This is a genomic window from Phenylobacterium sp. (assembly GCF_041919955.1).
GTDB lineage: Bacteria > Pseudomonadota > Alphaproteobacteria > Caulobacterales > Caulobacteraceae > Phenylobacterium.
This window is the reverse complement of sequence record NZ_JAYRSU010000004.1, coordinates 91,274-111,700: the sequence shown is the minus strand read 5'-3', so window position 1 is coordinate 111,700 and position 20,427 is coordinate 91,274. Positions and strand designations below refer to the sequence as shown.

At 68.8% G+C, this 20,427-nt stretch carries 19 protein-coding genes and 1 tRNA gene; 7 read left to right on the top strand and 13 right to left on the bottom strand.

The annotated features are described in order from the left end of the window. The first annotated feature begins 18 nt into the window (after window positions 1–18). Together ACE3T2_RS05275 and ACE3T2_RS05270 are read left to right on the top strand one after the other, a co-directional pair. The gene (locus tag ACE3T2_RS05275) at window positions 19–723 is read left to right on the top strand and encodes a sugar kinase (RefSeq protein ID WP_374655440.1); all 705 of its coding nucleotides are present in this window, start codon (window positions 19–21) and stop codon (window positions 721–723) included. After that, a complete protein-coding gene (locus ACE3T2_RS05270; protein WP_374655438.1) occupies window positions 720–1,979 on the top strand; it encodes an O-antigen ligase family protein in 1,260 nt (419 codons plus the stop codon). Before ACE3T2_RS05275 ends, ACE3T2_RS05270 begins: the two co-directional genes overlap by 4 nt. Here ACE3T2_RS05270 and ACE3T2_RS05265 read toward each other — a convergent pair. The 5 genes from ACE3T2_RS05265 to ACE3T2_RS05245 all read right to left on the bottom strand — a co-directional run bounded on the left by ACE3T2_RS05265 (window position 1,976) and on the right by ACE3T2_RS05245 (window position 7,944). After that, window positions 1,976–2,737 (bottom strand): polysaccharide deacetylase family protein, encoded by a 762-nt coding sequence (locus tag ACE3T2_RS05265; RefSeq protein WP_374655436.1) that lies wholly within the window; start codon window positions 2,735–2,737, stop codon window positions 1,976–1,978. The genes ACE3T2_RS05270 and ACE3T2_RS05265 overlap by 4 nt on opposite strands. Further along, window positions 2,737–3,666, bottom strand: a complete 930-nt coding sequence (locus tag ACE3T2_RS05260) for a glycosyltransferase family 2 protein (RefSeq protein ID WP_374655434.1) — start codon at window positions 3,664–3,666, stop codon at window positions 2,737–2,739. The genes ACE3T2_RS05265 and ACE3T2_RS05260 overlap by 1 nt, the downstream gene beginning before the upstream one ends. Beyond that, a complete protein-coding gene (locus ACE3T2_RS05255) occupies window positions 3,663–5,108 on the bottom strand; it encodes a lipopolysaccharide biosynthesis protein (RefSeq protein ID WP_374655432.1) in 1,446 nt (481 codons plus the stop codon). Before ACE3T2_RS05255 ends, ACE3T2_RS05260 begins: the two co-directional genes overlap by 4 nt. An 80-nt stretch (window positions 5,109–5,188) precedes the next feature. After that, entirely contained in the window at window positions 5,189–6,724 is a 1,536-nt protein-coding gene (locus tag ACE3T2_RS05250; protein ID WP_374655430.1) for an exopolysaccharide biosynthesis polyprenyl glycosylphosphotransferase, read from the bottom strand. A 230-nt stretch (window positions 6,725–6,954) separates the two neighbouring features. Then, window positions 6,955–7,944: an alpha/beta fold hydrolase gene (locus tag ACE3T2_RS05245; RefSeq protein WP_374655428.1), complete on the bottom strand. Its 990-nt coding sequence runs from the start codon at window positions 7,942–7,944 to the stop codon at window positions 6,955–6,957. A 304-nt stretch (window positions 7,945–8,248) separates the two neighbouring features. Here ACE3T2_RS05245 and ACE3T2_RS05240 point away from each other — a divergent pair, with 304 nt between their 5' ends. The 3 genes from ACE3T2_RS05240 (at window position 8,249) to ACE3T2_RS05230 (ending at window position 9,776) form a co-directional block, all read left to right on the top strand. Next, window positions 8,249–8,950: an FxDxF family PEP-CTERM protein gene (locus ACE3T2_RS05240; RefSeq protein WP_374655426.1), complete on the top strand. Its 702-nt coding sequence runs from the start codon at window positions 8,249–8,251 to the stop codon at window positions 8,948–8,950. A 160-nt stretch (window positions 8,951–9,110) separates the two neighbouring features. Beyond that, window positions 9,111–9,200 (top strand) — tRNA-Ser (locus ACE3T2_RS05235). A 180-nt stretch (window positions 9,201–9,380) separates the two neighbouring features. Continuing rightward, window positions 9,381–9,776, top strand: coding sequence for a hypothetical protein (locus ACE3T2_RS05230; protein ID WP_374655424.1), 396 nt, complete (start codon window positions 9,381–9,383; stop codon window positions 9,774–9,776). A 2-nt stretch (window positions 9,777–9,778) separates the two neighbouring features. On the opposite strand, the gene ACE3T2_RS05225 is transcribed toward ACE3T2_RS05230, so the two are convergent. Beyond that, on the bottom strand, window positions 9,779–10,453 hold the full coding sequence (locus ACE3T2_RS05225; protein WP_374655422.1) for a hypothetical protein: 675 nt from the start codon (window positions 10,451–10,453) through the stop codon (window positions 9,779–9,781). Between the two features lie 135 nt (window positions 10,454–10,588). On the opposite strand from ACE3T2_RS05225, the gene ACE3T2_RS05220 reads away from it, so the two are divergent. Further along, window positions 10,589–11,209 carry a hypothetical protein gene (locus ACE3T2_RS05220; protein ID WP_374655420.1) on the top strand — a complete coding sequence of 207 codons (621 nt, stop codon included), beginning with the start codon at window positions 10,589–10,591 and terminating at the stop codon, window positions 11,207–11,209. Here the strand turns inward: ACE3T2_RS05220 and ACE3T2_RS05215 are convergent. Together ACE3T2_RS05215 and ACE3T2_RS05210 are read right to left on the bottom strand one after the other, a co-directional pair. Further along, window positions 11,206–12,477: a M20/M25/M40 family metallo-hydrolase gene (locus ACE3T2_RS05215; RefSeq protein WP_374655418.1), complete on the bottom strand. Its 1,272-nt coding sequence runs from the start codon at window positions 12,475–12,477 to the stop codon at window positions 11,206–11,208. The two genes, ACE3T2_RS05220 and ACE3T2_RS05215, sit on opposite strands and share 4 nt — an antisense overlap. A 57-nt stretch (window positions 12,478–12,534) precedes the next feature. Beyond that, window positions 12,535–13,071, bottom strand: a complete 537-nt coding sequence (locus tag ACE3T2_RS05210) for a sigma-70 family RNA polymerase sigma factor (protein WP_374655416.1) — start codon at window positions 13,069–13,071, stop codon at window positions 12,535–12,537. 250 nt (window positions 13,072–13,321) lie between these two features. Here ACE3T2_RS05210 and egtB point away from each other — a divergent pair, with 250 nt between their 5' ends. After that, window positions 13,322–15,505: an ergothioneine biosynthesis protein EgtB gene (egtB, locus tag ACE3T2_RS05205; RefSeq protein WP_374655656.1), complete on the top strand. Its 2,184-nt coding sequence runs from the start codon at window positions 13,322–13,324 to the stop codon at window positions 15,503–15,505. On the opposite strand, the gene ACE3T2_RS05200 is transcribed toward egtB, so the two are convergent. The 5 genes from ACE3T2_RS05200 to ACE3T2_RS05180 all read right to left on the bottom strand — a co-directional run bounded on the left by ACE3T2_RS05200 (window position 15,502) and on the right by ACE3T2_RS05180 (window position 20,321). Next, on the bottom strand, window positions 15,502–15,720 hold the full coding sequence (locus ACE3T2_RS05200; protein ID WP_374655414.1) for a general stress protein: 219 nt from the start codon (window positions 15,718–15,720) through the stop codon (window positions 15,502–15,504). The two genes, egtB and ACE3T2_RS05200, sit on opposite strands and share 4 nt — an antisense overlap. Before the next feature lie 162 nt (window positions 15,721–15,882). Next, entirely contained in the window at window positions 15,883–17,232 is a 1,350-nt protein-coding gene (locus ACE3T2_RS05195; RefSeq protein ID WP_374655412.1) for a sensor histidine kinase, read from the bottom strand. Then, window positions 17,229–17,987 (bottom strand): response regulator, encoded by a 759-nt coding sequence (locus ACE3T2_RS05190; RefSeq protein WP_374655410.1) that lies wholly within the window; start codon window positions 17,985–17,987, stop codon window positions 17,229–17,231. The genes ACE3T2_RS05195 and ACE3T2_RS05190 overlap by 4 nt, the downstream gene beginning before the upstream one ends. Before the next feature lie 43 nt (window positions 17,988–18,030). Further along, a complete protein-coding gene (locus tag ACE3T2_RS05185; protein WP_374655408.1) occupies window positions 18,031–18,699 on the bottom strand; it encodes an MBL fold metallo-hydrolase in 669 nt (222 codons plus the stop codon). Window positions 18,700–18,767: 68 nt separating this feature from the next. Next, entirely contained in the window at window positions 18,768–20,321 is a 1,554-nt protein-coding gene (locus ACE3T2_RS05180) for an amino acid permease (protein ID WP_374655406.1), read from the bottom strand. Window positions 20,322–20,427: the final 106 nt, after the last annotated feature.

Genomic DNA, 20,427 nt, shown 5'->3' with positions numbered 1-20,427 from the left:
CGGGCGGCGATTCGAGGCATGGTCGATCTGAGTTCGGAGATGGCCGATCTATGGGCGTCCCTTGGCGGGTCGCCTGCGGCCGGCCGTGCGCGCGTGATTCAGGTCACGGCCGCCAGGCGGGGCGAGGGCGCCTCGACTGTCGCGCGCGAACTGGCCAACTATGTCGCGCGGCGCGCGGGACGCTCGGTCTGGCTGGTCGACCTGGATCTGATGGCCGCTCCCCAGCATGCGACCCTGACGGCCGAAGCACAGCGATACGGCGAGCTCTCAGGTCCTGTCCAGGCGAGCCCGGACGGTTCGGCGTTCTTCACCGTCCAGCCCCCGGCCCAGACGCCCAGCGGCGAACTCTGGCCCGACGCCAATTACCTGGCCGCCCACAGGGTAGGCTCTGCACGCTGGTGGGTGACCAGGTTTCGCCGCGAGCAACTGGTCGGCCGCCAGACCGTGCATATCGTGCCCACCGCCGACTACTGGAACGCCCTGCGCCGCTTCGCCGAGGTGATCATCGTCGACGGCCCTGCTCCCGAACGCTCGCGCGCGGCCCTGACCGTCGCGCCGTTCATGGACCAGACCGTGCTGGTGGTGTCCGCCGATCAGGTCGACGTGCGCGCTCCAGCTCAACTGCGTGACGCCATCAAGGCCGCCGGCGGTCATGTGACGGGTCTGTTCTTCAATCGCAGCGTCGTGGAGGCGCCCGCCTTCCTGCGGACCATCCTGCCGTGACCCAGGCGCTCGCCGGTCCGCCGCTGGCCCGGCCGCGCTGGACCGCCTGGCGGCTGTTCACCTTGGCTGCGGCGGCCGGAATCTTCCTGGTCTACAGCCAGTTCTGGGTTTTTCCGCTGCTGGGAGAGAGCGGCGATTCCGCCGCCTCGGGCCTGGTGCGCGTGCTCTACCTGCCGGCCTATGGCGCAGCGCTGCTGCTGTTCGCGTTGTCGCCCGGCGCGACCATCGGAGCGTTGGCCAGGCAGCCGTTCCTGGTGCTGCTGATGCTGATCTCGGTCCTCTCGATCACATGGTCGATCGCCCCGGACCAGACGCTGCGGCGGGTCATCGCGCTGGGCTTTACGACCCTGGGCGCTGTCGTTCTGGCGGTCCGCTACCGCTGGGCCGCGCTGAGCGAACTGCTGGCCGGCTGCTTCGCCGGCCTCACGGTGATCTCGATCCTGGTTTCAGTCGCCGTCCCCTCGATCGGCGTGATGCACGAGCTGTTCCCCGGCGCCTGGCGCGGCGTCTGGCCCGAGAAGAACGCCCTGGGCGGCATCATGGCCCTGGGCTTCACGGTGCTGTTGGCGGCCGCGGCTCTCAATCCCAAGCGCGCCCCGATCTGGCTCGGCTTCTCGGTGCTGGCGCTGCTTCTGGTGCTGATGTCGACCTCGAAGACCTCGCTGGTCTCGCTGATGCTGGGGGCGGGCGGGGTCATGCTAGTGGCGCTGGTGCGGCGTCACCCGGCCTCGGGCGTCGCCACCATCTGGCTGGGTGTTCTGGGCATAGCGATGCTTGCCGGACTGATGCTGTTCGCCGCCGACCTGTTCTTCGAGATTCTCGGCAAGGACGCGACCCTGACCGGCCGCACCAAGATCTGGTCGGCCGCCATGCGCCAGATCGAGATGCGCCCCTGGACAGGCTACGGCTACGGCGTCGTCTGGGAGACCAAAGGCCGCTGGACGCCGCTGGCCTGGATAATCCGCGACGCCGGGTTCACGCCGATCCACGCCCATAGCGCCTGGATCGAGCAGTGGCTGGGCCTGGGCGTGTTCGGCTTGGCCGCTTTCGGCATGATGTTCCTGCAGACGGCGATGCTGGCCATCCTGGCCCTGTTCCGCAGTCCCGGCGCCTACCTCGCAGTGCCGCTGCTGATCGTCTACGGCCTGATGTCGCTGACCGAAAGCATCGCGGTCACCTATCACGACTTCCGCTGGGCGATGTTCGTGATGGTCGCCACGCGCCTGGTCTGGCCCGACGAGAAGATCGGACCCTAGAGGCCGAGCTGGCGGGCGACTTGTCCGACCGTGCCGATCTCGAAGCCGCCTGCGATCGCCTCGTCGATGATCGCGGCGAAGACGTCCGGCGTGCAGCCCCAGGGGGACGGCGCATCGGCCACATCGTGAGTGTAGAGGATCAGCCAGGCGTCGCGCGCCTTGGCCCGCGCCAGCCAGCGCCGCGCGGCGGCCGGGCCGTCCGGTCCCTCGATGCCGACGGCCGGCGTCTGGTTGAGGTCCGCGCCCTTCTCGATGATGCCATGATGCAGACCCCGCAGGGTCGAGAACCGGCCCGACAGCGCCGCCTTGGGCCCCGGCGCGACGTCGCCATAGGGATAGGCGAAGCTTTCCAAGTCGCTCGCACCCCACGCGCTCAGCGCGCTCGCATTGCGGTCGACATCGGCCTGGGCGGCGGGTCCGGTGGCCCGGCCGCAATCGAGATGAGAATAGGTGTGGCAGGCGATCTCGTGCCCGGCCTGCGCCAGGCGGCGATAATCCTCCGGCCCGGCGCAGACGCCCATCGGCGCATCCTGGCCGGCCAGGCCCGCCGAGACGTAGAACGTGCCGCGCAGACCCCGCGCCTCCAGGATCGCCGCGCCGGCGGTGGCGGCGCTCAGCGGTGCGTCGTCGAAACTGAAGGACAGCAGCGGCCGTCCCGGCGCCTGCGTTAGCGGCCGACGGTTGATCATGCGCGCGGTCTTGCGGCGAAGCTTGCCGTAGAGCGAGCGGTCGGCGCCATAGGCCTCGCCGTAGGACATCAGACGGCCTCCGCATAAAGGGCGGCGCGATAGAGCCGCATCGCCAGCGCGCGGCTGCCCAGAGGCGCGGCCTCGGCCAGGGCGTAGCGCTTCAGCATCGGCCGCCACAGCCCTCGCAGCGGCGCGCGTTTCAGCGCCTTGGCGACGCGATAGCTGGGATAGGTGCTGACCACCGACGGGTGGGCGGCGACGACCCGCGCGAAGTTCGCGGCCGACTGTTCATACTTGGCGGCCATGGTGCAGGCGCTGTCGAGGCCCAGGTGCGTGGCGGCGTTGTCGATGTGCAGGATCGGCCAGCGCCGGGCGACGCGCATGCCCCACTCGACGTCCTCCCAGCCCCAGCCGGCGAAGCCCTCGTCGAAGGCCTCGGCGTCGAAGACGTCGCGCCGGACCAGCAGGTTGGAGGTGAAGACGTGCTTTTCGGGGTTCTGGCTGCGCGTCGCGGCGTCCAGGCAGTCGCTGTGCGCGGCCATGGCCCGGTGCAGGGCCTGGTCGCGGCGCGGCGGAACCTGCTTCAGCGAAAAGCCGCCGAAGGCCACCGGCGGGCGATGGGCCTCGACCAGTTCCAGCCAGTTGCGCAGGAAGCGGGAATCGTCCGGCAGCATGTCGCTGTCCAGGAACAGAAAGCTGCCGGCCCGCGCGTGCGACACCAGTCGGTTGCGCCCCTTGGAGCGGCCCTCGTTGCGGGGCAGGCGCACGAAACGTGCAGGCAGCGGCAGCAGGCCCACGGCGGCCTCGACCTCGGCGGCCAGGGCCGGATCGTCCGAGCCGTCGTCCAGGATGACGATCTCGGCGGCGCAGGGCTCGAGGGCAAGGGCCGCCAGCAGCGGCAGGGGATCGTCGCCCTTGAACGGGATCAGTACGGACAGGCTGGGTCGGGCCAGCGGCCAGGCGGCGTTGTCGAAGACGGCTTCGGTCTGGGCGGTCATGCGGCGTTCCGGGCGCGGAGGAGGCGCAGGGCTTGGCCAGCGCGGCTGCGCAGGCTCCCGGCGTCGAGAGCATAGGCGACGAGGCCGTAGACAGCGGCTCCCGCCGCGGACTTGGCGATGAGTTCCGCGAGCCCCCCGAACGCCGGAATGCGGCTGACGGCTAGCGCCATCAGAGCGCTGGCGGTCGCCGCTTGGGCGAGCGTGACCCAGGGGACGGGCAGCGCCATCAGCCGCCGGCCGAGCGCGGCCGAGGCGGCTAGGCCAAGGGCGTAGCTGATGACGGTGGCGACCAGCGCGCCCTGCAGCCCCATGCGCGGAATGAGCAGCAGGTTCAGGATCAGGTTGGCCAGCGCCGGAATCGTCATGGCGACCAGCAGGAAGTACGTCCGCTGGCCCAGAGTGAAAGCCTGGTGGAAATAGTAGGTGGTGAGGCCGGCGAGCAGGCCGCTGGCGGCGATCCAGGGGGTGACCTGCGCTGCACCGTCGGCCAGCTCGGGCCCGACCATCAGGTGAGCCAGCGGCCCGGCGACCAGGGCCAGCCCGACTGCGGCGGGAATCGTGAGCAGCAGCATCAGGTCGGCCTGCTGGCGCGCGGCGTCGACGAGCGCTGTGCGTCCGCCGCGCTCCAGCGCCATGATCAGGGCGGGGCCGCCGGCGGCGCCCAGCCAGATGAAGACCACGTCGAGGGTGCGGTTCGCCAGGCTGTAGCCCGCGTGATAGAGGCCGACCGAAGCCTGGTCGAGAAAGGCCGCCAGCAGGAAGCGATCGGTGCTGGACAGCACCAGCGCCAGGATCAGCGAGAGCGCGACGGGCACGCCGTACTGCGCATGCCGCACGGCGCGGGCAGGCTCGAATTGGCCACCGTGGGTCTTGGCGTATTCCGGCCGGAAGCACCATGCGGCGCAGGCCGCCGCCGCCAGGCCCGAGCCGATCAGCGGCGCCGCCCCGCCCAGCCCGGCGAAGGCCAAGGCCGCGCCCAAAGCGAAGCCGCCCGCGGTCTGGACGAGATCGATGGAGGCGGATCCGCCGACCTCTCCGGCCGCGCGGCGGCGCTCCTGGGCCAGGCGTGCGAAGGTGCGCGGCGCGACCGAGGCGAGGCCCGCGAGCACGGCCAGCTTCAATCCCGGCGGCAGTGGGATCAGCCATGCGATCAAGCCGGCGACGGGAAGGGCGATCAGCAGGAAAAGCCAGGTCCGGTGGACGGTGGCGGCGAGGTCGCGGCCCTCGTCGCGGGCGGACTCTGCGGCCCAGTGCCGGGCGTAGGCGGCCTCGTTCCAGGTGAACAGGGCCGTGTGGACCAGGCTCGCCACCGAGAACCCCAGGGCGTAGTCGCCGAACTGCGCGGGGGTGAGCAGGCGCGTGAAGGTGACGATCGTCAGCAGGCCGACCAGCCCCTGAACGATATTGACCGGCAGGTAGCCGACCACGCCCCTCCAGAACATCGAACCGTTCCTGCGCTCGCGCCCAATGCGCCTTCAGGGGCGCATCATGCTGCACGGACCGATTGCAAACCGTTAAGCCGCTAGCGGACGGTCTCGGAGTCGCCCAGCAGGCAGGGGATGGTCATGAACATGATGTAGAGGTCGAGCCAGAACGACTGGCGCTCGATGTACTCGACGTCCAGCGCGACCCGGCGGCGGACCAGTTCGGGCGTGTCGATGGCGCCGCGCGAGCCGTTGATAGCCGCCCAGCCGGTCATGCCGGGCTTCATGCGGTGACGGTGGGCGTATTCGGCGACCAGGCGCGAGCTTTCGACTTCTCCGGTCTTCATGCCGATGGCGTGCGGCCGCGGGCCGACCAGCGACATCTCGCCGGTCAGCACGTTGATCAGCTGGGGCAGCTCGTCGAGGCTGGTCTTGCGAATGAATTTGCCGACGCGGGTGACGCGATCGTCGTCGGCGCTGATCTGACGCGCGGCCTTATGATCGGTCGATTCCACCCGCATCGAGCGGAACTTCCAGACCACGATCTCCTCGTTGTTGAAGCCGTGGCGGCGCTGGCGGAAGAAGATCGGTCCCTTGCTGTCCAGGCGGACGGCGATGGCGACCAGCAGCATGATCGGCGTCGCCAGGAACAGGGCGAGCGCACCGAACACCACGTCCTGCGCCCGCTTGGCCAGAGCCTTGCCCTGATCGATCTCCGAGCCGGAGACGCGGGTCAGGGGAATGTTGGCGATCCGGTCGATGGCCTCAGCTTCTTCGGCCTCGCCCTCGCGGTCGAGCAGAAGGGTGATCTCGTTCGGCAACACGCTCAGCCGCTCGAGCAGGGCGTGCACGCGATCGCGCGCGCCCGAAGGCACGGTGATCACGATCCGGTCCACGAACGGCATGATCCGGTGGGCCAGCAACTCGTCGGTGCCGCCCAGCAGCGGAACGCGGTGCAGGCCCTCTGCGCTGCGCTCGGCGCGGTCGTCGAAGACCCCGAGCACATTGGCCTCGCGCGTCTCCAGGATGGCTTCGATCAGGCGCTCGGCCGCGCCGGTCGCGCCGACGATCACCAGGTTCGGCGTCAGGCGGCCGTTGGCCCGCCAGCGCTTCACATTGGCCCACCATAGACCGTGCGCCGCCGCGGTGCAGAGAAAGGCCAACGGCGTCCACACCCCCAGCGAGGCGGCCAGCATCACGGCCCCGACGAAGTGGGTCAGGATCGCAAAGCACATCGCGACCGCCACTGCGAAAGCGACGGTCACGCGCATCAGGTGCATGGCCAGGTCTTCGCGGCGCCCGAATTTGTAGGTGTCGAACAGGCGCAGGCTGGCGAAGGTGACGAGCGCCGCACAGCCATAGATCAGCAGGACGTTCGCGCCGTGGGTCAGGGCTGCGGCGGTCAGGCCGCCGAGAATCAGCGCCAGGGCGTCGCCGGCCTGGAAAAAGCGGGTCAGCAGCCGACCCGACATCCGCAGACGGGTCGGGGTCAGCTTTTCGGGGCGAAGCGGACCGCGGCGGTCGCGCCCCGGCTCGGCCCAGGCCGCTGCCCGGGCCTCGGCGTCCGAGTCGCTCTGGCGGCGTCCCCGGCGATCCGGCATGGCGTTAGGCTTGAACGGGGCGGCGAGGGACATACGGGACCAATTGTTCGGAATAACGCGGGTCACACTGCCACGCGGCGTCTGTGCGAGCGGTTAACGTACACACGTATGGATCGCCTCCATGTAAACAATTCACACGGGAGGTCGAGCCCAATTGTCGCCAGGGTGGCCTTGATTGCAATCGCAGACGCGTGACATTCGCGCTGACTAGCGGATTGGCGGTGGATGCTAGAGTCACAAAGACAACCACTGGGTGAATTGAGTTAATTGGTGTTAGCCATCTTGGCCTTCGCCGCGATCTCCAGGACAGCGTCGGCGACGGCGTCTGGCTTGTCCCGCATCATGAGATGGGAACTGCCGTTGATGCGGCGGCTGACTCCAGCGTTCGAGCGGCGCGCCAGTTCCCGATGGAGGCCGAACCAGAGCGTCGACAGCGCCTCGCGCGCCTGTTCCGGCGCGGCCGAATAGGTCCCGTCGGCGGTCAGGACGATCATCGGCAGATCGCCGTAGGTGCTGGCGTCCAGTTGATCCGACGTCGCGGTCCATAGGTTGTCCAGTTCCGAGACCTGGGTCCGCCACGTCGCCGGACGAAGCTCCAATGACCGCCGCGCGGCGTTCATGGCGTCCGAGCGTTTCGGATCGGCCGGAGGCGCGCAGCGCTCCAATGCAGGATCGGTCGAGGGCAGCTGGCGTTGTTCGGCCGCCGCTTGGCACCGGGCGGCGCGATCGCGCAGCGGCTGGGTGCTGCCGGCCCCTGGGCCGAAGGCGGCCGCGAAACGGCGGTCCTGATGCTCGACCGAGGGATCGACCAGCACCATGCCGGCGACGTCGCCGGGCCGGCGGGCGTAGAGGGCGCGGACATAGAGCGCGCCGGCAGAATGGCCGACCAGGACGAACGGGCCGCGGATCCTCGCAGCGCGCAAGCCGCGGTCGAGATCGCGGGCGATGGCCGCGCCATCGCGGGGCAGCGGCCCCGGATCGGAAAAGCCGTAGCCGGCGCGGTCGTAGGAGCAGACGCGCAGCTTTCGCTCAAGGCGCGCGCGAACCCGTGGCCAGGCGAGAGAGTCCGCTCCGAACCCGCTCTCCAGGATGACAGTGGGCGAGCCTGTCCCGCTGCAGCGGAAATTCAGGCGTCGACCGTCGGGGAGGCGGACGAGCTGGCCGGGGGCGGCGTCCGGATCGGGCGGCGGCGCGGCCCAGGCCGGCGCTGCGCCGAGCGCGGCGAGCAGGTGGGCGATGATCAACAGACGCATGATCCCGTCGCGGTTCCCGTTTCCATCGATAGCGGCGTGAGGAGCGCGCCGCGGCTGCGACGCGCTCCTCCGCTTTGGCCGGCGTTGCTGGAACGCCGGCGGCGCGCACTGGGACGATGGGCTCGTTTTGGTGCGCGAGTGTGTCTCCGAGCGACATGTAGCAAGGCGCGTGCCGTCTCGGGAGCGCGGGTAGGGCGCCGCACCGCGCTGGTCCTGATGGTCACTAGTCCGACCTAGCGGAAGTCACCGCTTGTTGGCGCCAAGTGATCGAAAGCAGGGCCATTTCACCAATCATAAGCTGCGGATGGGTTCGGCCGTCGCATCCACGGATTGTCATTTCACTTTGATTTGTCAGCTCGCATGCCCGCGTTACGCGAATGGCGTTGCGGGCCGCTTCGATTGGAGTCTCTATTTTTGGTTAATTGAAGTCAGCGCCAGACTTTGCGGGTGGCCCGAGACGTTGTCTGGCCTGTTGAGTTGCAAAGGACGGAATATGAAGAAGCTGCTCATGGGAGCTGCGCTTGCGGTTTCCCTGTTGGCCGCCGCTCCGGCCGCCAACGCTGTCATCGTGGTCCCGCTGCCGGCGCCCGCCGCCGACGGCAGCATCACCGCGGCCTTCGGCAACAGCCCTATTGGGGCTGGGCCGTTCGCCGACACTTATCAGTTCACCTTCCCAACCGGAGGCGTGGCCAGCACGGCCGTCACCTCCATACGCGTGAACGCCGCGACGAACATCGACTTCACCTCCGTGAAGCTGAATGGAACGCCGTTCACCATCACCAATGGCACGTTCGATATCGCGACCCTGCTGGATCAGCCGGTCTCGGGCGGGCTTCAAACCCTCTACATCGCCGGAATCAGCGGTGGGAACGGCGAATACACGGTTGATCTGGCCTTCGCTCCGGTCCCCGAACCGGCCACCTGGGCGATGATGATCGTCGGCTTCACCGGCGCTGGGCTCATGCTCCGCGGCGTCCGGCGCAAGGCTCTGGCCCCGGTCGTCTGAGACGGAAACCAGGATGGTTGGAACGGACGCCGCCTGGGCCACAGGCGGCGTCCTGCTTTTCGAACTTTCTTTTTCGGCGCCCCGTTGCTCCGGCGTCCCGGTTTCGGCTATGGAGTGCGACCCGATTTGGACCGCTGCTTCGGCGCGGCGAAATCGGACCGGTGACGTGGCCGAGTGGCTGAAGGCAACGGTTTGCTAAATCGTCATACTCGAAAGGGTATCGAGGGTTCGAATCCCTCCGTCACCGCCATTTTTCTTCAATAAAATCAATTAATCCCGTTTCAGCGTGGACTTTTCCTGGGCGGCATAGCGGGAAATTCCGCGCGCCGGCCGATGATTGGATTGGCCCGTTGCGTTACCTGTCGGGTAATCGCAGCGCTGCGCCGTCCGAGGTGAAAGTCGGGCTCCAATCTTCACGGGAGCTCGTCAGATGATCGTTTCTTCGCTCTTTCTCCGCCGCGTCCTGCTGCTCGACGCCGCCGCCAGCGGCGCAACCGGCCTTCTGCTGCTCGCAGGAGGCCAAGTCCTCGAAGACGTCACCGGCTTGCCGCCGGCGTTCGCCGGCCCGGTCGGCCTGTTCCTGATCGGCTACGCTTTGGCGGTCGCCTGGGTGGGTGGGCGGCGGACCCTGCACGCCGGGCTGGTGTGGGCGGTTGTCGCGCTCAATCTCGCCTGGACGGTAGAGAGCATCCTCTCCGTGGTCGGCGGCTATCTCGACGTCACGTCGCTCGGCTTGGCGTTCGTCATCGCCCAGGCCCTGGCGGTTGCAGGCTTCGCGGCGCTGGAGATTGTCGGCGTGCGCGGCTCAGCCCGCCTCGCCGCCTGACCTCAGACCTTGTCCTCGGGCGGGGCCTTCCGGTCCCGCTCGCGGCGCCAGTCGGCGAAGCTGGCGCCGAAGCGCCCCTGGCGTTCGCTGCGGAAGGCGCGGTAGTCGCGATCATAGCGCTGCTGTTGTTCGGCCCGCCAGGCGGCGTAATCGCGATCGTGGTCGCGGAGGCGGTCTTCGCGCCAGTCCAGATAGTCGGGCTCGAATTCCGCACCGAGGTGCGGATGGTATGCGTAGTCGGCCGGAGGGCCGAACTCGCGCACGCCCGGATCGCGCATATCGAGCGTCAGGTCGTCGTCCGACGTTGCTGGCGCGCGCAGCGGCCGCCTCACCAGGCGTTCGCGATAGCCGTGGGGCTCGATGCCGTACTCTTGGCCGCCGTGGGGACCGTCGAGGCTGTAATAGCCGCGGGTCAGCGCGTCTTGCTCATCGTAGACGTAGGGCGCCTCCGGTCCGGTCTCCACGTCGAAGCGGTTGCGCCGCCACGCCGGCCGGACCTCGTGGGCCCGGTGGAGCGGGGCAGGCGAGAAGCTGCGTGCGTCGGCGCCGTAGTAGCGGGCCTGGTCGGACGAATAGCGTCCCGCCTCGCTTGGCCCGACGCGGCGGTCAAAGCGCTCCTCATCGGCGCCGCGCCAGTGGCGGGCCGGTTCGTCGTGAGGATCCTTGCGATAAGACATGGCGATCATCCTCCCGTGAGGAAAAACGGCGCGAAGGCGTGAGCCGTTCCGCCCCGCTTCCGACTCGGGCCATTCGAAGCGTCACGGAGCAATCGGTCACAGGGCAGGGGCCCGAAGGACCGTTAGGGTGAGCGGATGCAAGTTCATGTTCAGACCCTGGTCGTCGCCGTGGCTGCTCCGGCGCTCGCCCTGGCCGCGGACCAGGGCACGACCCAGCGGGACGAGGGCTTCCGCGGGGCGGTGACCGCGCCGCTCGAAGACCTGAACATCAAGCAGGCCGATATCCCGCCCGTGCTGGTCCGCGCCATGGCCGGTCCCTACGACATGCAGGGGCTCGGACGGTGCGAAGCCCTGGCCGCCGAGGTGGGGCGGCTCGACGCCGCGTTGGGCCCCGATCTCGACGAAGCGCCGCCGCCGGACCGGCGCACCACCGGCCAGAAGATCGCAGCTCAAGCCAAGGCCGCGGCCGTCGGCGAGGTCAAGGGCCAGGCCCAGGATCTGCTGCCGTTCCGCGGCTGGGTGCGCAAGCTCAGCGGCGCTGAGCGTCATCGCAAGGCGCTGGACGGCGCGATCAAGGCCGGCGGCGTCCGTCGCGGCTATCTCAAGGGCGTCGGCATGCGCATGAACTGCGCCCCGCCGGCCGCCCCGAGCTGGTTCGTGCCCAAGCCGCCGGAACCGCCGAAGGCCTGGTATGCGGCGCTCTGGGACGGCCTGACCGCCTGGTTGCGGGCCCTGCTCGGCAAGCTCGGCCTTTAGTTCACGCCCGCCACCGCCAGGACGGCGGCGAGGCCGACGCTCATGCCCTTCACTCCACCGCTCTTCTCGACGTCGATCCACTCGTCGAGGGAGTGGGCGCGGCCGCCCTTGCCCCCGCCGCCGATGGTGATCGCCGGTACGCCCACGGCCATCGGGGCGTTGGCGTCAGTGGAGGAGGCGTCGTATTCGGGCGTGTAGCCCAGCGCCTGGATCGCCGCGGCGGTGTAGGCGACGATCGGCGAGGTCTTCGGGGTCTGGCCGGCCGGGCGGTCGCCGATCGGCTTGATCTCGACGCTCACCTGTCCGACCCGCGTGGAGCGGGCCTTGTTCTCGTGGGCGACCGCCTCCTGCATGATCGCCTTGAAGCGGGCGTCCAGCTTGGCCAGTTCGGCCGGGTCGGCCGAGCGCATGTCGAACTCGGTGAACACCTTGTCGGGGATCGCGTTGACCGACGTTCCGCCGCCGGTGACGGAGGCCGAATAGGTGACCTTCGGGTCGGTCGGCGGCTGGATCTCGTAAAGGTCGGTGATCGCCTTGGCCATGGCCGCCATCGGATTGACGATGCCGAACGCGCCATAGCTGTGGCCGCCCGGCCCGCTGAACGTCACGCGGTAGCGCTTGGAGCCGACGCCGATGTGGGTGATGCCGCCCGGATCCAGTCCGTCCACCGAGAAGAAGGCCTTGGTGCGGTCCTTGTACTTGCCCTTGCCGAAGAAGTAGCGGACGCCGCGCAGGTCGCCGGCGCCTTCTTCGCCGACCGTGCCGACGAACAGGATGTCGCTCTGGGTGCGGATCTTGGCCGCGTCCATCGCCCGGATCCAGGCCAACAGCACAGCCAGGTTGTGAGTGTCGTCCGCGACGCCCGGCGCATGCAGCTTGGTCCCCTCGCGCCGCACCTTCACGTTGGTGCCTTCAGGGAAGACGGTGTCGAGGTGGGCGGAGACCACCACGACCGGGCCGCTCTTGGTCCCCTTGCGCAGGCCCATGACATTGCCTTCGGGGTCGACCTCGACCTCGGTCAGGCCGTGGGCTTCCAGCATCGTCTTGTAGGCCTTGCCGCGCTCCGCCTCCTTGAAGGGCGGGGCGGGGATTTCCGTCAGGGTGACGATGTCCGCGACCGTGCGGTCGTAGTCCTTGTCGAGCGTCGCGACGGCGGTCTTGAAGGCGGGGTTGGCCACGATCCTCGCCACCTCGTCCTTCGGAGCGGCCATCGCCGGACTGGCGAGCAGGGCGCAGGCGGCGGCTGCGGCGAAGGCGTGGCGATGCATGGAGGCTCCCGGCGAAAACTCGAGTCGCCGGCATACTAGCGGCAAGGCGACGAGCGACTAGGCCCGGGTCGCCTCCGCGGGCTCGAGCGCCATGACGTCGCTTGCGTCCTCGGCGTCCATGATCTTCAGCAGGCGGGCGCGGGCGCGGTTCACCCGGCTCTTGATGGTGCCCAGCGCGCAGCCGCAGATCTCCGCCGCCTCCTCATAGGAGAGCCCCGCCGCCCCGACCAGGACCAGCGCCTCGCGATGCTCGTCGGGCAACTGGGCCAGGGCGGTCTGCAAGGCGCGCATGGCGACGCTCCAATCCTGGGTCGCCGGGGTGCGCATGCTGTTGGCGTACTCGCCGGTCTCGTCGCGCACCTCGCGCCGCCGGCGGATCACCTGGGTGTAGTAGGTGTTGCGCAGGATGGTGAACAGCCAGGCCCGCAGGTTGGTGCCCGGCTCGAATTTCTCGCGGTTGCTCCAGGCCTTGATAAGGGTGTCCTGCACCAGGTCGTCGGCGTCCGACCCATTATGGCTGAGCGACCAGGCGAAGGCGCGCAGGGCGGGAATCATCGCCACGACGTCCTCGCGCCACTCGTCGTCGCTGTTCATGCTGACCTCGATCGCCCCACCGCCCGGGGATGCGACTTGCTCGTCCAGTGCCTCAACGCACCCTTTCGGCAACCGTTCCGGCTTGCGAACGGAGCGAGAACTCCCACATTCGAGGAACTGCGTTCCAAGACCCGGCGTTCGTGCTGGATCGCACGCAGCGACCCGTTTGCGTGGCGGCGCGCGCCACGCCCCAATCAGCATGGAGCGGCTGATGACGTCCCCCGACGAGGCGAGAACCGCGCCGGCCCCGATGCGGGCCGCGCACGCGAAGGGGCCGGGCGCCCGCTATCGGTCGGTCCGTTCGGCGACCCTGGCCCTGGTCTCGAACCTGTCGGCCGAGGATCAGGCCGCCCAGTCGATGCCGGACGCCAGTCCGACCAAATGGCATCTGGCCCACACGACCTGGTTCTTCGAGACCTTCGTGCTGGAGCCGCACCTCCCGGGCTATCGGATCTTCGATCCGGCCTTCGCCTATCTCTTCAACTCCTACTACGAGGCGCTCGGCCCGCGTCAGCCGCGCCCCCAGCGCGGCCTGCTAACCCGTCCGCCGCTTGAGCGCGTGCTGGCCTACAGGGCTCATGTCGACGAGGCGATGGCCCGGTTGCTCGCTACGCCCGGTCATGGTCTGGACGCGTTGCTGGACCTCGGCCTGGCGCACGAGGAGCAGCATCAGGAGCTGATCCTGATGGATGTGCTGCACCTCTTCGCCCAGTCGCCGCTAAAGCCGGTCTATGCGCCAGCGCCAGCCCTGCCCGTCGGTCGCGACCCAGGCCCGGCCGCCCAGGTCGCCTTCGAGGGCGGGCTGGTGGAGATCGGCCACGGCGGCGGGACCTTCGCCTTCGACAACGAGGGCCCGCGACACCGTGTGTTCCTTGAACCGTTCCGCCTGGCCGACCGACTGGTGACCAACGCCGAGTGGTTGGCGTTCATGGCGGACGGAGGCTATTCGCGCCCCGAGCTCTGGCTCTCGGAAGGCTGGGCGCGCGTGCAGGCCGAGGGCTGGACCGCGCCGCTGTATTGGGAGGAAGGTCCCAGAGGCTGGCTCGCCATGACCCTGCAAGGCCGTCGCGCCCTGGCGCCCCACGCGCCCGTGACGCATGTCAGCTATTACGAGGCCGATGCGTACGCCACCTGGGCGGACGCGCGACTGCCGACCGAGGCCGAGTGGGAGCATGCGGCGCAAGGCCTGGAAATCTCCGGCAACATGGTCGAGCAGCGCCAGTACGGCCCGGCCGTCGCCAGCAAGGGTGCGGGCCTGCGCCAGATGTTCGGCGACGTTTGGGAATGGACGCGCAGCGCTTACGGCCCTTATCCGGGTTTCCGTCCGGCCAGCGGCGCTATCGGCGAGTACAACGGCAAGTTCATGATCGGCCAGATGGTGCTGCGCGGCGGCTGCTGCGCTACGCCCGAAGGCCATGTGCGGGCCAGCTACCGCAACTTCTTCCATCCGCATCAACGCTGGATGTTCTCGGGCGTGCGGCTGGCCTGGGACGGCCCGGCTCAACCAGTCGGTCACGATGGCGAGTTCGCCCGCGACGTGGTGGCCGGGCTGTCGAAGCCACAGAAGGAACTGTCGGCCAAGTACTTCTACGACGCGGTCGGGTCCGACCTGTTCGAGCAGATCACGCAGCTGCCAGAATACTACCCCACACGCACCGAACTGGCCCTGATGGCCGAGCGGGCCGGCGAGATGGCGCAGGCCATCCCGGACGGCGCGGCCCTGGTGGAATTCGGCAGCGGGGCCAGCACCAAGACCCGCCTGCTGCTCGACGCCGCGCCCCAGCTCGGCGCCTATGTCCCGATCGACATCAGCCCCACGGCGCTGGACGCGGCGGCGCAGGCCATTTCAAGGGACTATCCCGGACTCGCGGTCGCGCCGCTGGTCGACGACTTCACCCGCGCCTTGGCCTTGCCGAAGGCGGTGGATGGTCGCGAACGCGTCGGCTTCTTCCCGGGCTCGACCATCGGCAATTTCCGGCCGGACGAGGTGGTCGCGTTCCTGTCGGGCGCCCGCCGCCTGCTGGGCGAGGGCGCATGCTTCCTGGTCGGCATCGATCTGGTCAAGGACGACGAGACCTTGGTCGCGGCCTATGACGACGCCCAGGCCGTCACCGCCGCCTTCAACCTGAATCTGCTGACGCGTATCAACCGCGAACTAGGCGGCGACTTCGACCTCTCGGCCTTCGAGCACCGGGCGATCTGGAACGCTGACGAGAGCCGGATCGAGATGCACCTGGTGAGCAGGGCGGATCAGTGGGCGGAGGCCGCCGGCGTGCGCTTTCGGTTCGCAGCCGGCGAGACCATCCATACGGAGAACTCCTACAAGTTCACCCTGGGCGGCTTCGCGGCCCTGGCCGCAGAGGCCGGATGGAAGCTGGAGCGGAGCTGGGAAAGCCCCGCGCCGAGCTTCGCGGTCGTCCTTCTGACGACCTAGCTTTCGAGGCGGTCGCCCCGGCTGCGGCCGCCGCCGCGCGAGGATTCGCCCCCCTTGCGCCCGGCCGAGGCGGCCAGGTCGCGGTCTTTGGCGAAGCTGCGCTTCTCCCCGGGAACGCTGGCGCCGCCCTTTCGGGCGATCTCCCGGCGGCGTTCGGGGTTCATGGCGGCGAAGCCGCGACGTGACTTCGGCTTGGCGTTGCTATCGAGATCCATGAGCGGCTCCTCTGTGCGTCGGCCGACAGGGGAGGCCGGTCGACGCTTCACTTTCCCTTACGGTCAAGCAAACTCGCCAAGGGCGGCTGGGGTTGCGCCGAAAGTGCATTCCGCCCCTGCGACGTTTCGCGCCACACGGGAACCGACGTCGAAATTCGACAGTCAGATGGGAAGCTGGACACGGGCGGTCAGGCCGCCGCCTTGTCGATTGATCAGCACCGCGTCGCCGCCGTGGGCGCGGGCGACGGACCGCACCACGGCCAGGCCAAGCCCGATGCCGCCCGTCTGGCGGCTGCGGGAAGGTTCGCGGCGATAGAAGGGTTCGAAGACCCGCTCGAAGTCCTCGGTCGGAATGCCGGGCCCGTCGTCTTCGATCTCGACGATGGCGTTGCCGCCCTCCCGATAGACACGTGCGCGGGCGCGTCCGCCGAATTTCACGGCGTTCTCCAGCAGATTGTCCAGTAGGCGCCGCAGCGACAGCGGGTCGCCGACCAGCACGACCTTCTCGCCGCGTTCGACCTCGATGTCGGCGCCCGTCTCGGCCATCTCGTCGCAGACGCTCTCCAGCAGCGACGACAGCTCCAGCGGCGTACGCTCGCCTGGACGGCTGGTGTCGCGCACGAATGTCAGCGCGGCCGAGATCATCTCCTCCATCTGGTCGATGTCGGCGGCCATCTTGCCGCGGACGTCGTCAGGCACGTTCTCGATGCGGAAGCGCAATCGCGTCAGCGGCGTGCGCAGGTCGTGGGCGATCGCGCCGACCATGGCGGTGCGATCCTCGACATAGCGGCGCAGGCGAACCTGCATGTCGTTGAAGGCCTGGGCCGCGTCCTTGATCTCCGCAGGGCCGGCCAGTTCGACCGGCGGGGCGCGCGGGTCGCGGCCCAGTCGCTCGGCCGCTTCGGTGAAGACCCGAATAGGCGCCGACAGCCGCCTGGCGAACACGAAGGCGACCGGGGTCATGGCCAGGGCGGTCAGCACGAACAGCAGGATGATCCGCTGCTGCCATGGGTCGAGGCCGATCTGGCGCTGGGGCGAGGTGATCCGCCACTGGCCATCCGGTTGCTTCACCGCCACCTGGAACGGGGCGATCAGGAAGTGCTCCTCGCGCTCGCCGCCGTCGCGAGCGATCCGGTCGCGGATCACCTTGAAGACCCGCCGGTCCGAGATCGGGAAGGGCTGGGGCGCCGAGACGACCACGTCGGAAAGCGGCACGTGCAGGCCTTCCGCCAGCTGTACGCGGATGGCCTGGGACATGCGTCCTTCGGCGACCTCGCGGGGCGGTTCGGGCGCGAGCCGGATTTCGAGCGGCGAACGCTCGGTGAAGACGGGAGGCCGCCCGCTCAGCGCCTGGCTGATCTCGGTGATCCGGTAGAAGTCCGGCGCGGGCGGCGGCAGGTTGAACAGCAGGATCAGGCTGATCGCCTGGGCGGCCACCAGGCTGAGGCCGATCAGCGCCAGCAGCTGGCCGAACAGCGAGGCGGTGGGCCAGCCCGCCCACGGGCGGCTCATGAACGCTTCACCTTGGCGGTGAACATGTAGCCTTCGTTGCGGATGGTGCGGATCAGGTCCTGGCCGCCGCCGCCGTCGTCGAGCTTACGGCGCAAGCGGCTGATCTGCACGTCGATGGCGCGGTCGAAGGCGTCGGAGTCCGGCCCGCGTGCGAATTCCAGCAACTGGTCGCGGGTCAGGACCCGCTGAGGACGCTCGACGAAGGCGCGCAGCAGCGAGAACTCGCCTGAAGACAGATTGACCACCACGCCCTGCGGCGAGCGCAGCTCGCGGCGGACCAGGTCCAGCCGCCAGCCGGCGAATTCGCAGCCGGCGCTGACCGAGGCGGCTTGGCCGCGCTGCTCGGCCCGTCGCAGCACCGCGCGCACCCGCGCCAGCAGCTCGCGGGGATTGCAGGGCTTGGAGAGATAGTCGTCGGCGCCCAGTTCCAGCCCGACGATCCGGTCGGTGTCCTCGCCCATGGCTGACAGCATGATGATCGGCGGCGCGGGGGCGACCGCAAGCCGCCGGCAGATAGCCAGTCCGTCCTCGCCCGGCAGCATTACGTCGAGCACGATCAGGTCGACCGGGCCGCGTTCCAGCTCCTGCTCCATTTCGCGCGCGTCCCCGGCCGTGACCACCTGGTAGCCGTGGCGGCCCAGGAAGTCGGAGACGACGTCGCGGATACCCGGATCGTCGTCGACCATCAGGATGCGGGCACCGGCTTGGCCGGGCGGCGTCGCGGACGTGTCGAGGCGCGTTTCCATCGGGGACATCTTACCTATCCGCGTGACGCGCAGATTTCACGGCTGAAAGGCATCAGGCGCCGGCCAGCACCTCGTCGGCGACGAAGGGGTTGGTCCTGCGCTCCTGGCCGAAGGTCGACATCGGGCCGTGGCCGGGCACGAACTGCACGTCGTCGCCCAGCGGCCAGAGCTTGGTCGTGATCGACGCAATCAGTTGCTGGAAATCGCCTTTCGGGAAATCGGTGCGCCCGATCGAGCCCTGGAACAGCACGTCGCCGACCTGCGCGAAGCGGGCTTGGCGATGGAAGAACACCACATGGCCCGGCGTATGGCCGGGGGTGTGGAAGACCTCGAACTCCGTTTCGCCCAGCGACACCGTGTCGCCATCTGCCAGCCAGCGGTCGGGCGTGAAGGACTGCGCCTCGGGCATGCCCCAACGCGCGCCGGACGCGGTGATGTCGTCGATCCAGAAGGCGTCGTCGGGATGCGGTCCTTCGATCGGGCAGCCGGTCGCCGCCTGCAGCGCGGCCGCACCGCCGGCATGGTCGAGATGGCCGTGGGTGATCCAGATCTTCTCGAGCGTGAGGTTGTAGGCCTTCAGCGCTTCCAGCAGGCGTGGAACCTCGCCGCCGGGATCGATGATGGCGGCTTTCTGGGTCCTGGAGCACCACACGATAGTGCAGTTCTGCTGGAGGGGGGTGACGGGCGCGAGAACGGCGCGGATGGGAGCTTGCGCTTGCATGACGCCCTAACATCGGGCCTGCGCGTCCATAAGAAAAGGCCCGGGTGTGACCCCGGGCCTCTCCAGTTCTAGCGGCGGTCGCCCGGCGCCGGGGCGTCCGGCATCGGCGGAACCGCGGTCGGCGGGGCGTCGGGCGACAACTCCGGCACCTCGACCAGGCCGCGCGCCACGTGGCTCTTGCGGAAGCCATAGAGGAAGTAGAGCACCAGCCCGATACCCGACCAGACCGGGAAGACCAGTTTGGCGGCCGGCGGCAGGAAGAAGAACAGGGTGATGCAGCCGGCGATGGCCAGCGGCGCGACGACGAACACCAGCGGCGTCCTGAACGGACGGTGGCGGTTCGGCTCGGTCTTGCGGAGCATCATCACGGCCAGGGCCACGACGAGGAAGGCGAACAGGGTGCCGGAGTTCGAGATGTCCGCCAGTTGTCCGACCGGGAAGAAGGCCGCCGCGATGGCGACCGCGCAGCCCGTCACGATGGTGACGATGTGCGGGGTCTTGAAGCGCGGATGGATCTTGCTGAACACCTCGGGCAGCAGGCCGTCGCGCGACATAACGAAGAAGATGCGGGTCTGGCCGTAGATCATCATCAGGATGACCGAGGGCAGGGCGAGGCCGGCGGCCAGGCCCAGCAGGTTGCCGACCACCGGGTGACCGATCTGGCGCATCACGTGGGCCAGGGCTTCACGCGAGCAGACCAGCGGCGTGTCGGCCGCTTGCGACAGCACGGCGCAGCGTTCGGCCAGTTGGCTCGACCCGGCGGCCAGGTGCTCGCCGTTCACGCCCATCACGGGCTGTGCGCCATAGGCGCCGATCGCGCCGGCCGCGACCAGCATGTAGAAGACGGTGCAGATCCCCAGCGAGCCGATCAGGCCGATCGGTACGTTGCGCTGAGGGTTGCGCGTTTCTTCGGCGGCGGTCGAAACCGCATCGAAGCCTACGTATGCGAAGAAGATCGAGGCGGCGGCCGCCACGATCCCGGAGGAGCCCAGCGGCGCGAACGGCTGGAAGTGCGCGTCGTCGATCACCGGGACCGACAGCGCGACGAAGGCGGTCAGGGCCGCGACCTTGATGGCGACGAGGATCGCGTTGACCGTGGCGCTCTCGGTGGTGCCGATGACCAGCAGGCCGGTGACCGCCGCGGCGATGACGATGGCCGGCAGGTTCACGATGCCGCCGGCGTGCGGGCCGTTGGCGAGCTCGAAGGGTATGACGATCCCCAATGAGTGATCGAGCAGGCCGACCACATAGCCGGACCAGCCGACCGCCACGGCGCTGGCCGCGACCGCGTACTCGAGAATGAGCGCCCAGCCGACCAGCCAGGCGACAAATTCGCCAAGCACGGCGTAGGAATAGGTGTAGGCCGAGCCCGAAACCGGGGCCATGGCGGCCAGTTCGGAATAGCATAGCGCCGCAACGGCGCAGACGAAGCCCGCAATGACGAAAGAAAGCAGCATCCCCGGGCCGGCCTTCTGGGCCGCCTCGGCCGTCAGAACGAAAATGCCGGTGCCGATGATCCCGCCAATACCGAGCAGGGTGAGCTGTATGGGCCCCAGCGACCGGTGCAGTGATTTCTTCTCTGCGGTCGCTAGAATCGCGTCGAGCGATTTAACTCGCCACATATTTCCTCCAGGAGAATCCGGGCGGCCCCCGCCGCGCGGTCTTGATTTGGCGCTACGTGGCCTCTTCGTTGTCGCGCGGTCAAGCGGCAAGCGCGGATGGTGCATT

Excerpts from the sequence above, each read along its gene's own strand:
- ACE3T2_RS05195 (WP_374655412.1), bottom strand. The coding sequence starts at position 17,232 with ATGAGCCGCCCGTGGGCGGGCTGGCCCACCGCCTCGCTGTTCGGCCAG.
- ACE3T2_RS05180 (WP_374655406.1), bottom strand. The coding sequence starts at position 20,321 with ATGTGGCGAGTTAAATCGCTCGACGCGATTCTAGCGACCGCAGAGAAG.
- ACE3T2_RS05255 (WP_374655432.1), bottom strand. The coding sequence starts at position 5,108 with ATGTTCTGGAGGGGCGTGGTCGGCTACCTGCCGGTCAATATCGTTCAG.
- ACE3T2_RS05185 (WP_374655408.1), bottom strand. The coding sequence starts at position 18,699 with ATGCAAGCGCAAGCTCCCATCCGCGCCGTTCTCGCGCCCGTCACCCCC.
- ACE3T2_RS05215 (WP_374655418.1), bottom strand. The coding sequence starts at position 12,477 with ATGCATCGCCACGCCTTCGCCGCAGCCGCCGCCTGCGCCCTGCTCGCC.
- ACE3T2_RS05245 (WP_374655428.1), bottom strand. The coding sequence starts at position 7,944 with ATGCGTCTGTTGATCATCGCCCACCTGCTCGCCGCGCTCGGCGCAGCG.
- ACE3T2_RS05220 (WP_374655420.1), top strand. The coding sequence starts at position 10,589 with ATGCAAGTTCATGTTCAGACCCTGGTCGTCGCCGTGGCTGCTCCGGCG.
- ACE3T2_RS05240 (WP_374655426.1), top strand. The coding sequence starts at position 8,249 with ATGGGTTCGGCCGTCGCATCCACGGATTGTCATTTCACTTTGATTTGT.
- ACE3T2_RS05250 (WP_374655430.1), bottom strand. The coding sequence starts at position 6,724 with ATGTCCCTCGCCGCCCCGTTCAAGCCTAACGCCATGCCGGATCGCCGG.
- egtB (WP_374655656.1), top strand. The coding sequence starts at position 13,322 with ATGCGGGCCGCGCACGCGAAGGGGCCGGGCGCCCGCTATCGGTCGGTC.
- ACE3T2_RS05225 (WP_374655422.1), bottom strand. The coding sequence starts at position 10,453 with ATGTCTTATCGCAAGGATCCTCACGACGAACCGGCCCGCCACTGGCGC.
- ACE3T2_RS05190 (WP_374655410.1), bottom strand. The coding sequence starts at position 17,987 with ATGTCCCCGATGGAAACGCGCCTCGACACGTCCGCGACGCCGCCCGGC.
- ACE3T2_RS05260 (WP_374655434.1), bottom strand. The coding sequence starts at position 3,666 with ATGACCGCCCAGACCGAAGCCGTCTTCGACAACGCCGCCTGGCCGCTG.
- ACE3T2_RS05265 (WP_374655436.1), bottom strand. The coding sequence starts at position 2,737 with ATGTCCTACGGCGAGGCCTATGGCGCCGACCGCTCGCTCTACGGCAAG.
- ACE3T2_RS05210 (WP_374655416.1), bottom strand. The coding sequence starts at position 13,071 with ATGAACAGCGACGACGAGTGGCGCGAGGACGTCGTGGCGATGATTCCC.
- ACE3T2_RS05200 (WP_374655414.1), bottom strand. The coding sequence starts at position 15,720 with ATGGATCTCGATAGCAACGCCAAGCCGAAGTCACGTCGCGGCTTCGCC.
- ACE3T2_RS05275 (WP_374655440.1), top strand. The coding sequence starts at position 19 with ATGGTCGATCTGAGTTCGGAGATGGCCGATCTATGGGCGTCCCTTGGC.
- ACE3T2_RS05230 (WP_374655424.1), top strand. The coding sequence starts at position 9,381 with ATGATCGTTTCTTCGCTCTTTCTCCGCCGCGTCCTGCTGCTCGACGCC.